We start from the raw sequence: 13,571 nt of genomic DNA on the forward strand, positions 1-13,571 counted from the left end.
TGGCATGCGTATCTCTGGGGCGCATGTGAACCGGGGGGACTTGGAACTGCCTTGACCGCCCCCGTCGATCACGGTCTGCCCCATGCGCCGCTCCATGACTATCAGCTACTGGGGGTAGCAACCAGATGACCAAGAAGACGCGGATCCGTATCGCGCGGATAGCCGCCGGTGCCGTGATCGCCGCCGGCGCCTCGCTGACGGCCGCCGGCGCGGCCTCCGCTCTCTCCATCGGCGTCGAGGCCGACGAGAGCGGTCTCACGGCCACCGTCAGCACCGACGACGACCCGTCGGACGACCCGACCGAGATCCCGACGGCCTCGGCCGAGCCGACCGAGACGGCGACCGACGAGCCCTCCGAGGAGCCGACCGAGTCGACCGAGCCGACCGACGAGCCCACCCAGCCGACCGACGAGCCCACCGAGCCGACGGACGAGCCCACCACCGACACCCCGACCGACGGCAGCACCGGCTCCAGCGGCAGCGGGGGCAGCACGGGCGGCAACAGCAACACCGACACCGACGGCAACTCGGGCACCTCCGCGCAGGAGGCGGGTACCTCCGCCCTCACCGACACCAGCTCGGACAACACCCAGGCCCAGGGTGGCGGCGACGAGCTCGCCGAGACCGGTGCCGGGCAGACGGCCTTCCTGATCGTCGGTGCCGCCACGATGATCGCCGGCGGTATCGGCTTCCGCATCCTGCCGCGCCTCATGGCCGGCCGGGGCGGCGCCGTCGCCTGACGGCAGGCGACCACGCACGCACGGAGCGTGGTGCACGACATACCGCGAAGGGCCCGGAGCAGTCGCTCCGGGCCCTTCGTCCGCTCGGGAGGGGCGCCGTCGGGTGCCCCGGTGTGAGGTTCGCTACGCGGTCTGGTGCGCCAGCAGCGCCACCGCGGCGATCAGCACCGCCAGCAGGCCGATCAGCGCCATCGGGTTCAGACCGCCGAGGAAGCTCTCCTGCTGAAGACGCTCGCGGCTGGCGCGGCACACATGGCACCGGCCCTCGTTCACGGGCGCCGCACAGTTCGCGCACACCAACCGGTCGTACGTCATGTGCTCGCCCTCCTTGCACCGGCCATTACCAAGACAACGCTCCGCGGAACGAGAACGTTCCCCTCCCACTGTGCCAGGTTCCCCGGGAAAGGGCGCGGCCGTCCGCGGACCTCGGCCCCGCGCGGGCTCCCGGGGCACACCTGCCCGGAATAAAACCGCACAAGCCTCACTCAACCGTGACCGGCGCCTGCGCTTCCTCGCCCGGTTCGCGTATGGTCACGCTCATCTACCCCCGGCGACCCGTGGTGCATCCGTGATCCGATTCGACAATGTCTCCAAGGTCTACCCCAAGCAGACCCGCCCCGCACTCAGGGATGTGTCCCTGGAAGTGGAGAAGGGCGAGTTCGTCTTCCTCGTGGGGTCCTCCGGCTCCGGAAAGTCCACCTTCCTGAGGCTGGTCCTCCGCGAGGAGCGGACCAGCCACGGCCAGGTGCACGTCCTGGGCAAGGACCTCGCACGCCTCTCCAACTGGAAGGTGCCGCAGATGCGCCGCCAGCTGGGGACCGTCTTCCAGGACTTCCGACTGCTGCCGAACAAGACGGTGGCGGAGAACGTGGCCTTCGCGCAGGAGGTCATCGGCAAGTCCAAGGGCGAGATCCGCAAGTCCGTGCCCCAGGTGCTCGACCTCGTCGGCCTCGGCGGCAAGGAGGACCGGATGCCCGGCGAGTTGTCCGGCGGTGAGCAGCAGCGCGTGGCCATCGCGCGCGCCTTCGTGAACCGGCCCAAGCTGCTGATCGCGGACGAGCCGACCGGAAACCTCGACCCGCAGACCTCCGTCGGCATCATGAAGCTGCTCGACCGGATCAACCGGACGGGCACGACCGTACTGATGGCCACGCACGACCAGAACATCGTGGACCAGATGCGCAAGCGCGTCATCGAGTTGGAGCAGGGCCGCCTCGTACGCGACCAGGCCCGCGGCGTCTACGGCTACCAGCACTGAACGCCATCGACCCCGCAGACGTCCACGGAAAGGCATAACCCGACGCCATGCGCGCCCAGTTCGTACTGTCGGAGATCGGTGTCGGTCTCCGCCGCAATCTGACGATGACCTTCGCGGTCGTCGTCTCGGTCGCCCTGTCCCTGGCGCTCTTCGGTGGCTCGCTCCTCATGAGCGACCAGGTCAACACCATGAAGGGCTACTGGTACGACAAGGTCAACGTCTCGATCTTCCTCTGCAACAAGAGCGACGCCGAGTCCGACCCCAACTGCGCCAAGGGCGCGGTCACCGAGGACCAGAAGAAGCAGATCAAGACCGACCTCGGCAAGATGTCGGTGGTCGAGAAGGTCACGTACGAGTCCCAGGACCAGGCGTACAAGCACTACAAGGAGCAGTTCGGCGACTCGCCGCTGGCCGACTCCCTCACGCCGGACCAGATGCAGGAGTCGTACCGGATCAAGCTCAAGGACCCGCAGAAGTACCAGGTGGTCGCGACGGCCTTCGACGGCCGTGACGGGGTCCAGTCCGTGCAGGACCAGAAGGGCATCCTCGACAACCTCTTCGGTCTGCTCAACGGCATGAACTGGGCGGCCCGGAGCGTGATGGCGCTGATGCTGGTCGTCGCGCTGATGCTGATCGTCAACACCGTGCGCGTATCGGCGTTCAGCCGCCGGCGCGAGACCGGCATCATGCGCCTGGTCGGCGCCTCGGGCTTCTACATCCAGGCCCCGTTCATCGCCGAGGCCGCCGTCGCCGGTCTGATCGGCGGCACGGTCGCCTGCGGATTCCTGGTGATCGCCCGCTACTTCATCATCGACCACGGCCTGGCCCTCTCCGAGAAGCTGAACCTGATCAACTTCATCGGGTGGGACGCCGTGTTGGCGAAGCTCCCGCTCATCCTCGCGACGAGCCTCCTGATGCCGGCGCTGGCCGCTTTCTTCGCGCTGCGCAAGTACCTGAAGGTGTGACGCATGCCAAGAGGGCCGTACGGGCAACCGCCCGTGCGGCCCTTTTCGTTGTCCTAGACTCACCGGCATGTCAGGCCGAGAGCTGTTCTGTCAGCCCCGCCGGGTTCGCCGGGCGGCGGCTCTGACGTTGGTGTTCGCAGGACTCCTGGTGACCGGCGCGGCCACCGGCGCGTTCCCCGACCCCGGGCGGACCGACCGGAAGAGCCCGCACGGGACGGCCCGTTCGGCCACCGGGCACGAGGACGTCGCGAAGGCCGCCGCCGAGGCGATGGCCGACGGCAAGTCCCCCATGGAGGCCGCTGAACGCGCCGTCAGCCGCAGCGGGGACCGCTGGGCGGCCGTCTACTCCGAGGGCGAGTACCAGGAGTTCGAGGAGGCGCTCGACGGCCAGTACACCGGCGTCGGGCTGTGGGCCCGGCGCGAGCGGGACGGGCGGATCGAGGTGACCAGGGTGCAGACCGGGTCGCCGGCCGCCGCCGCGGGGGTGCGCAAGGGCGACCGGCTGCGCAGCGTGGACGGCGAGGACGTGGACGGGCGGCCCGTCACCGACGTCGTCTCGTTACTGCGCGGCGACGCCACCGACGCCCGCGCCGGGACGACCGTCACCCTCGGCCTCCAGCGCGGCACGCGCGCGTGGAGCGAGACGGTCCGCCGGGCGCTGCTGTCCACCGACTCGGTGGCCGTCCGCAAACTGCCCGACGGCATCACCGTCATCAGGATCTCCGCCTTCACCAAGGGGTCGGGCGACGTCGTGCGCACCGCGGTCCGCCAGGCCCCCGCCGGCACCGGGATCGTCCTCGACCTGCGCGGCAACTCCGGGGGACTGGTCAGCGAGGCCGTCACCGCCGCCTCCGCCTTCCTCGACGGCGGCCTGGTCGCCACCTACGACGTCGACGGCGCCCAGCGCGCCCTGCACGCCGAAGCCGGCGGCGACACCGAAAGACCCCTGGTCGCGCTGGTCGACGGCGGCACCATGAGCGCGGCCGAGATGCTCACCGGCGCCCTCCAGGACCGCGGCCGCGCGGTCGTCCTCGGCTCCCGCACCTTCGGCAAGGGCTCCGTCCAGATGCCGACCCGGCTGCCCGACGGCTCGGTCGCCGAGCTCACCGTCGGCCACTACCGCACCCCCTCCGGGCACACCGTCGACGGGCGGGGCATCACCCCCGACCTGGAGGTGGGCACCGGCGCGCTGGAGCGGGCCGAGACGGTCCTCAGCGGTCTGGGCGACCCGTCGTGACCGCCTGCTAATCCGCTTCCCTCACACCCCCTCCGTAGTGCGAAAATGGAGGGCACTATGGCCAAGGGAATGTACGTACCGAAAGAGTCCCAGCAGAAGCAGCAGGGGACGGCCGCCAAAGCCAGGGACGGCGAGAAGGGCGGCAAGCGCAAGATCGTCGCGCAGAACAAGAAGGCGCGGCACGACTACGCGATCATCGACACCTTCGAGGCCGGCCTGGTGCTGTCCGGCACCGAGGTGAAGTCGCTGCGTCAGGGCCGGGCCTCGCTGGTCGACGGCTTCGTGCAGATCGACGGGAACGAGGCGTGGCTGCACAACGCCCACATCCCGGAGTACAGCCAGGGCACCTGGACCAACCACTCGGTGCGCCGCAAGCGCAAGCTGCTGCTGCACCGGGAGGAGATCGACAAGCTGGAGGTCAAGGCCCAGGAGACGGGTCACACGATCGTGCCCCTCGCCCTGTACTTCAAGGACGGCCGCGCCAAGGCCGAGATCGCGCTCGCGCGCGGCAAGAAGGAGTACGACAAGCGGCAGACCCTGCGTGAGCAGCAGGACACCCGGGAGGCCGGGCGCGCGATCGCGGCGGCCAAGCGCAGGCAGCGGGGTGTCTAGGGACGCGGGAATGTAGTGGCACCGGCGTGCGTCGGTCACGTACGATGGCACCAACACCGGGGGAAGCCGGTGTGAAGATTGAAAAGTCAACATGGGGATGATCGGTTTCGACAGCGGATGTCGAGGCAGGGGAAGCGTGTCGAGAAAGCGGCCATGATCTCGTAAACCACAGGCCGAAAACAATAATCGCCACTTCCAAGCGCGATTCCTCCCAGCAGGCCTTCGCCCTCGCTGCCTGATCTCAGGTAGCGACAGCGAGCCTCCTATACGGGAGTGTCAGCCCGGGGCTGTTCCCGACCCGGATCCTGGCATCAGCTAGGGGACTAAACCTTGATCCCGGTCACGGGGTGAAGAGGGAAATCTAACAGTGACTGAGCCCGTCGGCGACTTGTTCGCGTGATCGCCGGGGCTGAGAAAATCACAGCGAACTGCACACGGAGAAGCCCTGGTTCCGCACCGTTGGACGCGGGTTCGATTCCCGCCATCTCCACGATCAGAGGAGCCCCGCTCCTCAATCCCATGTGGGCGAAGGCCCCGGCGCTCGGCAAGAGCACCGGGGCCTTCGTCATGCCCCGCCGGCCGGCGCCCTCACGCCGGCCGGGGAGCCGTGCTCTCGCGTTCGGTCAGCCGGGGCGCGAGCAGGGTCGCGTCCGGCACCTCGCCGTCGCCGTCCAGCTTCCGCATCAGCAGCTCCGCCGCCCGTTCGCCGAGCTCCGCGGCCGGCAGGGCCACCGAGGTCACCGGGACCCGGAGCCCCGCCGCCAGTTCGCCGGGGCAGATCGCGGTGACCGAGAGGTCGGTGGGCACACGCAGGCCGAGTTGCTCGAAGGCGTCGATCAACGGCTCCAGGACCGCCTCGTTGTGGACGACGACCCCCGTCAACGCCGGTTGCTCGCGCAGCAGCTGCTCGGCGATCCGGCGGGCCGCCGCCGGGGTCGCCTCGCACGGGTGGACGGAGGACGCCATCGCGTTGCGGTCCGCGGCGGCCGTGAAGCCCTGGACGACCCGCTGGGCGAACGCGGTCTCCCGGACGTACACCTCGGGCGGCGAGCCGACCAGCGCCACCACCCGGTGCCCCAGCCCCGCCAGCCGCTCCACACACAGCTCGCCCGCTGCCCTGAAGTCCAGGTCGACACAGGTCAGGCCCTCGGCGGCGGCCGGGAAGCCGATCAGCACCGACGGCCGTTCCAGCGCCCGCAGCAGCGGCAGCCGGGGGTCGTGGAGCTGGACGTCCATCACGATCAGGGCGTCCACCAGTGCCGTGTCGGCGACCCGGTGCAGCCCCTCCTCGCCCTCCTCCTGGGTCAGCAGCAGCACGTCGTGGTCGTAGCGGCGCGCCGTCGTCACCACCGACACCGCGAACTGCATCACCACCGGCACATGGATGCCGGTGCGCAGCGGGACCACCAGGGCGAGGACGTTGGAGCGGCTGCTGGCCAGGGCGCGGGCGCCGGCGTGCGGACGGTAGCCCAGCTCGCGGATGGACGCCTGGATACGGCGCCGGGTCTCGTCCGAGATCGGGCGCTTGCCGCTGAGCGCGTAGGACACCGTGCTGGGGGAGACCCCCGCGTGCCGCGCCACGTCCGTGATCTTCACCATCAGCCCAGCTCCAGGCAGAGGAACCCGGTGCCGGCGTCCGCGCGCGCCGTCCGCTCCCCGGCCGCCAGGCTCCACGGCGCCGCCGGGTCACCGCACGAGGCCCGCAGGGTGTCGCCCTCGCGCACGACCGTGAAGGTGACGTCCCCGACCGGGACCGTGACCTGCCCGCCCCGCTCCAGGCCGAACACCCGCAGGGTGACCCCGTCGGCGTGGTCGTAGTCGGGCCGGTCCGCCACCGCGCCCACCGGGATCACGGACCCGGGCCGCACCAGCAGCGGCACGCTCAGGAAGTCGTGGCGCTCGCGGGCCCAGCGGGGGCCGGTGACCGTGCGCCCGGTCAGGAAGTGGGTCCAGACCCCCTCGGGGCAGTAGTACGACACCTCTCCCTCGTCGTCGAAGACCGGCGCCACCAGCAGATCCGACCCCACCATGTACTGCCGCTCCAGATGCGCGCACCCCGGGTCGTCCGGGAACTCCAGCACCATCGCCCGCATCATCGGCACCCCCTGGGCGGAAGCGGTGCGCGCGGCCTCGTACAGGTACGGCATCAGGCTCAGCTTCAGCCGGGTGAAGTGCCGCAGCACCGCCACGGACTCCTCGTCGAACAGCCACGGCACCCGGTACGAGGAGGAGCCGTGCAGCCTGCTGTGCGAGGACAGCAGCCCGAAGGCCAGCCACCGCTTGAACAGCGCCGGTGTCGGGGTGCCCTCGAAGCCGCCGATGTCGTGGCTCCAGTAGCCGAAGCCCGACAGGCCCAGCGAGAGGCCGCCGCGCAGCGACTCGGCCATCGACTCGTAGGTGGCCTCGCAGTCGCCGCCCCAGTGCACCGGGAACTTCTGGCTGCCGGTCGTCGCGGACCGGGCGAAGACCACCGCCTCGCCCTCGCCGCGGTGCTTGCGCAGCACCTCGAAGACGGTCCGGTTGTACAGGTAGGTGTAGTAGTTGTGCATCCGCTCCGGGTCCGAGCCGTCGGACCAGGCCACGTCCACCGGGACCCGCTCCCCGAAGTCGGTCTTGAAGCAGTCGACGCCCTGGGCGAGCACGGCCTCCAGCTTGGCCGCGTACCAGTCGCGCGCCGCCGCCGACGTGAAGTCCACCAGCGCCATCCCCGGCTGCCACAGGTCCCACTGCCACACGCTGCCGTCCGGCCGGCGCAGCAGGTGTCCCAGCGCCTTGCCCTCGGCGAACAGCGGGGAGCGCTGGGCGATGTACGGGTTGATCCACACGCACACCCGAAGCCCGCGCTCGTGCAGCCGCCCCAGCATCCCCTCCGGGTCCGGGAAGACCCGCGGGTCCCAGCGGAAGTCGCACCAGTTGAACTCCCGCATCCAGAAGCAGTCGAAGTGGAAGACGGAGAGCGGCAGTTCGCGCTCCCGCATGCCGTCGATGAACGAGGTCACCGTCTTCTCGTCGTACGACGTCGTGAAGGACGTCGACAGCCACAGGCCGAAGGACCAGGCGGGCGGGAGGGCCGGGCGGCCGGTCAGGGCCGTGTACTTGCGCAGGATGTCCTTCGGGGTCGGCCCGTGGATGACGTAGTACGTCAGCTGCTGGGACTCCACGCTGAACTGGACCCGGGACACCGCCTCCGAGCCGACCTCGAACGACACCTTCCCCGGATGGTCGACGAAGACGCCGTAGCCCGCGTCGGTGAGGTAGAACGGCACGTTCTTGTAGGCCTGTTCGGTGGCCGTGCCGCCGTCGGCGTTCCAGACGTCCACGACCTGGCCGTTCTTGACGAGCGGGCCGAACCGCTCGCCGAGACCGTAGACCGAGGTGCCGACGCCGAGGCCGAGTTGCTCGCGCAGGTAGTGGGCGCCGGTGCGGGTGTCCCGCATGATGCCCATGCCCTTGGGCCCGCTGGAGGTCAGGGTGCGGCCGCCGGAGCGGAAGTCGAGTAGCCAGGGCGCGGTCCGGCTCAGCCTGAGCGTCAGCGACCCGGAGGTCAGGGTCGCGTACTCGTCGTCGTACGACACCTGGGAGGCGAAGTCGGCCTTGTGCAGCTCGAACCGCGGGCCGCGGGGCCGCTCGCCCTCGAAGTGGGTGAAGGTGACGCCGATGACGTCGGGCATCGGCGTGTGCGCGCTGATCGTCACGACCGGTCCCTTCAGCAGGTCGCCCCGGTGGCGGATGGGCTGGGTCGGCGCGTGGATCTCCAGCGCGCCCTCCTCGGCCGTGACGTCGAGGACCTCGACCGGGTGGGCCGCGCTGACGCCCTCGCGGAGCAGCCAGTAGCCGTCGGTGAACTTCACTCACGTACCTCCTACTTGACGGCGCCCACGGCGATGCCCCGGGTGAGCGTGCGCTGGAAGACGAGGAAGAAGACGATGGCCGGGAGGACGCCGAGCAGGGCGGCCGCGTTGGTCATCGTGGCGTCCATCAGGCGCTGGCCCTGGAGGACGCCGAGGGCGACGGACACCGTCTGGTTGTCGTTGGAGATCAGCATGACCAGCGGGAGCAGGAACTCGTTCCAGGTCCAGATGAAGAAGAAGACCAGCAGCACGCCGAGGGTCGGACGGCTGACCGGGACGACGATCCGGACCAGGATCTGCCACTTGTTCGCGCCGTCGATCCGGGCCGCCTCCAGGATCTCGCGCGGGAACCCGCCGAGGACCGAGGAGAGCAGGTACGTCCCGAACGCCGACTGGATCACCGTGAACACGATGATCACGCTGAGCCGGGTGTCGTACAGACCCGCCTGCTTGCTCAGGTAGTAGAGCGGGTAGACCAGCGCCTCCTGCGGGAGCATGTTGGCGAGGACGAAGAACGCGAGCACCCAGGTGCGGCCCCGGATCCGGCCGATGCCGATCGCGTACGCGTTGAGGACGGAGAGCACGGTGGCGAGCAGGGCCACCGAGCCGCTGATGACGGCCGAGTTGACCAGCTTCCGGCTGTAGTCGACGCGCTGCCAGAAGCTCTCCAGCCCGTCGAGGTAGAGGCCGTGCGGCAGGCTCAGCGGACCGTTTCGGGAGTACTCCGCCGGGGACTTGACCGCGTTGACCGCCACGATCAGGAACGGGACGACCATGAAGAGGGCGGCGAGGCAGAGGGCGAGGAGGACGGGGTAGCGGCGCAGGGCGGTCATGTGTCCTCCGTGCGGCTCTGCAGCCTCAGTCCGATCAGGGACAGGGCCAGGATGATCACGGTGAGCACCGTGGAGATCGCCGCGCCGTAGCCGACCTGGGTCTTCTCGAAGAACGTGGTGAAGGAGAAGTAGGACGGGACGTCGGTGGCGCCGCCCGGGCCGCCCTTGGTCAGCACGTACACCGCGCCGAAGACCTTGAGCGCGGCGATCGTGCACCAGGTCAGGACGACGTACACCTCGGGGCGGATCTGCGGCAGCGTGATGTGCCAGAAGCGGCGCCACCAGCCGGCGCCGTCCAGCTCGGCCGCCTCGTACAGCTGGGGGTCGACGCGGCCGAGCCCGGCCATGAAGACGACCAGCGGGAAGCCGATCTGCACCCAGACCAGCACGCCCATCACGGTGTACAGGGCGAGGTCGGGGTCGCCGAGCCAGTCCTGCTGCCAGCCGCCCAGCCCGACCGCCTTCAGCAGGGCGTTCAGGGAGCCGTTGTCCGGGGCGAGGATCCAGCTCCAGACGATTCCGGCGACCGCGACCGGCAGCACCTGGGGGAGGTAGAAGCAGGCGCGCAGGACGGCCGCGGTCCGGCTGCCGAAGTGCTTGCCGACGTAGTCGAACAGGGCGGCGGCCAGGACCAGTCCGAGGGCGGTGGGGAGCGCCGCCATCGCGACGACCATGAAGAGGCTGTGCCGGAACGACGCCCAGAACTCCGCGTCGTGCAGCAGCTCGCGGTAGTTGGCGAGGCCGGACCAGTGCGGGCTGCCCACGCCCTGCCAGTCGGTGAAGCCGATGCCGGTGTTCATCAGGAAGGGGACGATCACGACGGCGAGGAACGCGAGGGCGCCGGGCAGCAGGAACAGGGCGTAGGAGTCCCGGGCCCGGCGCGGGCGGTCGGTGGGGCCAGGGCGGCGCCCGTGGTGCGTGGTGCGCCGCCCCTCGAAGGCGACCGTCACTTGGAGCCCTTGTCGTACGCCGACTGGAGGTTGCTCAGATAGGCGTCCGGTTTCTCGCTGCCCGTGATCAGCTTCTGGGTCTCGGAGACGAGGGTGTCGTAGAAGCCGGCGACCGGCCAGTCGGGGTAGAAGGCCAGGCCGTCACGGTCGCTGAGGGTGTTGAAGTCGGCGATGAGCTGCTTGGACTTGGGGTCGGTGACGGCGCTCGGGTCGGCGGCCACCGGGACCCCGCCCTTGTTGCCGAGCAGGTTCTGGATCTTCTTCGACATGGTGATGTCGATGAAGTCGTAGGCCAGCTCCTTGTTCGCGGAGTTCTTCGGGACCACCCAGAGGTTGCCGCCGGAGCCGAGGTTGAGGTCCGAGCCGGGCCACAGGAAGCTGCCCCAGTCGAACTTGGCCTCGGACTGGAAGCGGCCGTACCACCAGCTGCCGGAGAACAGGATCGGCGACTTGCCCTGGATGAAGGAGACCCCGGCCTGCTCGGCGGTCGTCCCGGAGGACGTCTTGGCGATGTAGCCCTTCTTCACCCAGTCGGCGAAGGTGTCGGCCGCGTACGTCCAGGCGCTGTCGTGGAAGTCGACCTTGCCCTTGTACAGCTCGTAGCTGTCGACCCACGAGCGGTCGGCCTTGGAGAGCGCGAGCTGGTAGAGGTACTGCTGGGCCATGTACTCGGAGCCCGCGTTCGCCAGCGGCGTGATCTTGTGCGCGGCGAACTCGGCCATCGCCGCGGTGAGGTCGTCGAACGTCTTCGGCTCGGCGATCCCGTACTTCCGGAACAGGTCCTTGTTGTAATAAACCATCGCGTACTCGGCGTAGTTGGGCACTCCGTACCACTTGCCGGAGCCCATCACGCCCTCGGCGTCGTACTGGCTGGTGGTGCGCACGCCCGCGCTGAGCTTCTTGTCCCAGCCGCGCTTGGCCGCCTCGGCGGTCAGATCGGTGAGCAGGCCCTGCTTGGAGAGCAGGCCGGCCGTCGCGTTGCCCTTGTTGTACTCCATGATGTCGGGGGCGTCGGAGGAGTTCAGGACCATCTGCGCGGTCTTCTGGATCTGTTCGAAGCTCTTCTCCTCGTACTTCACCTTCACGCCCGGGTGGCTGGCCTCGAACTCCTTGATGGCCTCGTTCCAGGCGATGCCCATCGCGCTGGTCGGGCCCTCGTAGTGCCACAGTCGCAGGGTCTTGCCGTCGGACGTGCTGCCGCCCGAGCCGCCGCAGGCGGTCAGCAGCAGCGATCCGGAGATGATCGCCGCGGCGGTCGCCCTGCGCCTTCGTGCCGTCGACATCCAGTGCCTCAACATCCAGTGCCTCCAAGGGAGTCGGATGGATGGTGCTCGTACCGAACCTGGCCGTCCCGCGTCGAATCGGTTCGATGCGAGGCGTCGAAGCGCTTCGACGGGTGAAGGTAGGTGCGGGCTGTGAGGGCGTCAATGGGTGCGGCGGGAATTGGGGCAAGCGATTCGACTGACGGTGTTGACCGCGAGCGCCGTGAGCGCCGCCGCGACCGGGGTGGCGAAGGCGGCCGCCGGCGTCAGGTGCTCGGCCGCCCAGCCGCCGAGTGCGGAGCCCGCCGCGATACCGGTGAGCAGCGCGGTCACGACCAGGCTCATCCCCTCGTTGAGGCGGTCCCCTGGGGTGCGGTCCTGGACCAGGGTCATCGCGGTGACCATGGTCGGGGCGGTCGCCATGCCGGCCGTGAGCAGCGCGGGGGCGAGGGCCCACAGGGTGTGGACGGTGCCGGCGGCGAGCAGCGGCAGGGCCATCAGGGCGGCCATCGCCGACAGGCAGACGGGCAGCCTCCGTTCGGCCGGGCCGCCCGGCCGCACCGCCCCGTACAGCAGGCTCGCGGCGCAGGAGCCGGCCGCCTGGAGGGCGAGCACGGCACCGGCCGCGGAGCGGTGGCCCTGGGCGTCGGCGTAGGCGATGGTGACGACCTCCATCGAGCCGAACACCGCGCCGGTCGCGACGAAGCAGACCAGCAGGGAACCGATGCGCAGCGGTGTCCGCGCGGTGCTCCGGGTGCCCCGCGGCGGCGGCTCGGTCGCCCGCTGCGCGGTGAACAGCAGCGTGCCGGTGAGCAGCAGCACCGCCCCGGCCAGCGTGCCGGCCTCCGGGAAGAAGGTGCCGGTCAGGAACGAGGCCAGCACCGGGCCGAGCATGAAGCACAGCTCGTCGGCGGCCTGTTCGAAGGAGTTCGCGGTGTGCAGGGCGGCCGGATCGTCGCGCAGCAGGTGGGCCCAGCGGGCCCGGGACATGCCGCCGAGGTTGGGGGTGGAGGCGGTGGCCGCGTAGGCCGCGAACAGCGTCCAGTCGGGGGCGCCGTGGCGGACGCAGAGCAGCAGGGCGAGGCTGCCGAGCACGGCGGCGACGGTCGCGGGGACGGCGACCCGGGCCTGCCCGTACCGGTCGACGAGCCGCGCGACGGCGGGCCCGGCCAGCGCCGTCGCCGCGAGACCGGTGGCGGTGACGGCACCGGCGAGGGCGTACGAGCCGCGCGAGCCGGCGATCATCACGACCGCGCTGATGCTGAACATGCCCATGGGGAGGCGGGCCAGCAGGTTCCCGGCGGTGAAGGCGCGGGTGCCGGGGCGGTGGAAGAGCCTGCGGTAGGGGCCGGGCGGGCGGGAGCGGAAGCGGGGGCCGAAGTCGACGATGACGAGGGCGTCGGCGGTGAGCGTGTGCTGGGTGCGCGGAGCGTCGGGCCCGGTCGGTATCGGCATACGCCCCACGGTCGCTCCGGCCGGCCCGCCCGGTCCAACACCTGCCCGGGGCGCATTGACCCGCCGGTGTTGTGAGTCGGGCCGGGGGGGTGTTCTGCGGGCGGTTGGTGCCCACCGGACGGTGCCTTCTAACGGTGCTCGCCGGGCGGTGCCTTCGAGCGGTGCCCACTGGGCGGTGCCTTCGAGCGGTGCTCGCCGGGCGGTGTCCTTCGGTCGGCTTTCGGGCGGTGCGTGTCGGGGGCGTGCGCTGGGCGGTGTCTCTTGGGCGGTGTGTGTCTGGCGGTGGGTGCTGGGCGGTGCGTGTCGGGCGGTGGGTGCTGGGGGGTGTGCGCTGGGCGGTGTGTGTCGGGCGGTGTGCTGGGAGCGGCCGGTGCTCTCCGGCAGGGGGCCTCGGGGCCCGGTCGTGGG

The 13,571-nt window shown here is 70.3% G+C and carries 12 protein-coding genes and 1 other RNA gene; 6 read left to right on the forward strand and 7 right to left on the reverse strand.

Annotation, left to right across the window (positions count from 1 at the left end; all coding sequences use genetic code 11):
- Positions 1-125: 125 nt before the first annotated feature.
- On the forward strand, positions 126-740 hold the full coding sequence (locus ACZ619_RS14020) for a hypothetical protein (RefSeq protein ID WP_469598317.1): 615 nt from the start codon (positions 126-128) through the stop codon (positions 738-740).
- A gap of 123 nt (positions 741-863) precedes the next feature.
- Here ACZ619_RS14020 and ACZ619_RS14025 read toward each other — a convergent pair whose 3' ends face one another.
- Positions 864-1,055 carry a hypothetical protein gene (locus ACZ619_RS14025; RefSeq protein WP_469598319.1) on the reverse strand — a complete coding sequence of 64 codons (192 nt, stop codon included), beginning with the start codon at positions 1,053-1,055 and terminating at the stop codon, positions 864-866.
- A gap of 253 nt (positions 1,056-1,308) precedes the next feature.
- Between ACZ619_RS14025 and ftsE the strand changes: the two genes are divergently transcribed.
- The 5 genes from ftsE (at position 1,309) to ssrA (ending at position 5,305) form a co-directional block, all read left to right on the forward strand.
- Entirely contained in the window at positions 1,309-1,998 is a 690-nt protein-coding gene (ftsE, locus tag ACZ619_RS14030) for a cell division ATP-binding protein FtsE (RefSeq protein WP_020132390.1), read from the forward strand.
- A gap of 47 nt (positions 1,999-2,045) precedes the next feature.
- Positions 2,046-2,963, forward strand: a complete 918-nt coding sequence (gene ftsX / locus ACZ619_RS14035; protein WP_469598321.1) for a permease-like cell division protein FtsX — start codon at positions 2,046-2,048, stop codon at positions 2,961-2,963.
- Between the two features lie 67 nt (positions 2,964-3,030).
- Positions 3,031-4,200, forward strand: coding sequence for a S41 family peptidase (locus ACZ619_RS14040; protein ID WP_469598323.1), 1,170 nt, complete (start codon positions 3,031-3,033; stop codon positions 4,198-4,200).
- A gap of 69 nt (positions 4,201-4,269) precedes the next feature.
- Positions 4,270-4,812 carry an SsrA-binding protein SmpB gene (smpB, locus tag ACZ619_RS14045; protein ID WP_469598742.1) on the forward strand — a complete coding sequence of 181 codons (543 nt, stop codon included), beginning with the start codon at positions 4,270-4,272 and terminating at the stop codon, positions 4,810-4,812.
- 93 nt (positions 4,813-4,905) lie between these two features.
- Positions 4,906-5,305, forward strand: a transfer-messenger RNA (tmRNA) gene (ssrA, locus tag ACZ619_RS14050).
- Between the two features lie 95 nt (positions 5,306-5,400).
- On the opposite strand, the gene ACZ619_RS14055 is transcribed toward ssrA, so the two are convergent.
- The 6 genes from ACZ619_RS14055 to ACZ619_RS14080 all read right to left on the reverse strand — a co-directional run bounded on the left by ACZ619_RS14055 (position 5,401) and on the right by ACZ619_RS14080 (position 13,163).
- Entirely contained in the window at positions 5,401-6,411 is a 1,011-nt protein-coding gene (locus tag ACZ619_RS14055; protein ID WP_469598325.1) for a LacI family DNA-binding transcriptional regulator, read from the reverse strand.
- Positions 6,411-8,663, reverse strand: a complete 2,253-nt coding sequence (gene yicI / locus ACZ619_RS14060) for an alpha-xylosidase (RefSeq protein WP_469598327.1) — start codon at positions 8,661-8,663, stop codon at positions 6,411-6,413. The genes ACZ619_RS14055 and yicI overlap by 1 nt, the downstream gene beginning before the upstream one ends.
- Positions 8,664-8,674: 11 nt before the next feature.
- Positions 8,675-9,496, reverse strand: a complete 822-nt coding sequence (locus ACZ619_RS14065; RefSeq protein ID WP_469598328.1) for a carbohydrate ABC transporter permease — start codon at positions 9,494-9,496, stop codon at positions 8,675-8,677.
- Entirely contained in the window at positions 9,493-10,446 is a 954-nt protein-coding gene (locus ACZ619_RS14070) for a carbohydrate ABC transporter permease (RefSeq protein ID WP_469598330.1), read from the reverse strand. The genes ACZ619_RS14065 and ACZ619_RS14070 overlap by 4 nt, the downstream gene beginning before the upstream one ends.
- Positions 10,443-11,729, reverse strand: a complete 1,287-nt coding sequence (locus tag ACZ619_RS14075; RefSeq protein WP_469598332.1) for an ABC transporter substrate-binding protein — start codon at positions 11,727-11,729, stop codon at positions 10,443-10,445. Before ACZ619_RS14075 ends, ACZ619_RS14070 begins: the two co-directional genes overlap by 4 nt.
- Positions 11,730-11,870: 141 nt before the next feature.
- Positions 11,871-13,163: an MFS transporter gene (locus ACZ619_RS14080; protein WP_469598334.1), complete on the reverse strand. Its 1,293-nt coding sequence runs from the start codon at positions 13,161-13,163 to the stop codon at positions 11,871-11,873.
- Positions 13,164-13,571 lie beyond the last annotated feature (408 nt).

Source organism: Streptomyces sp. NPDC104367, assembly GCF_055583825.1.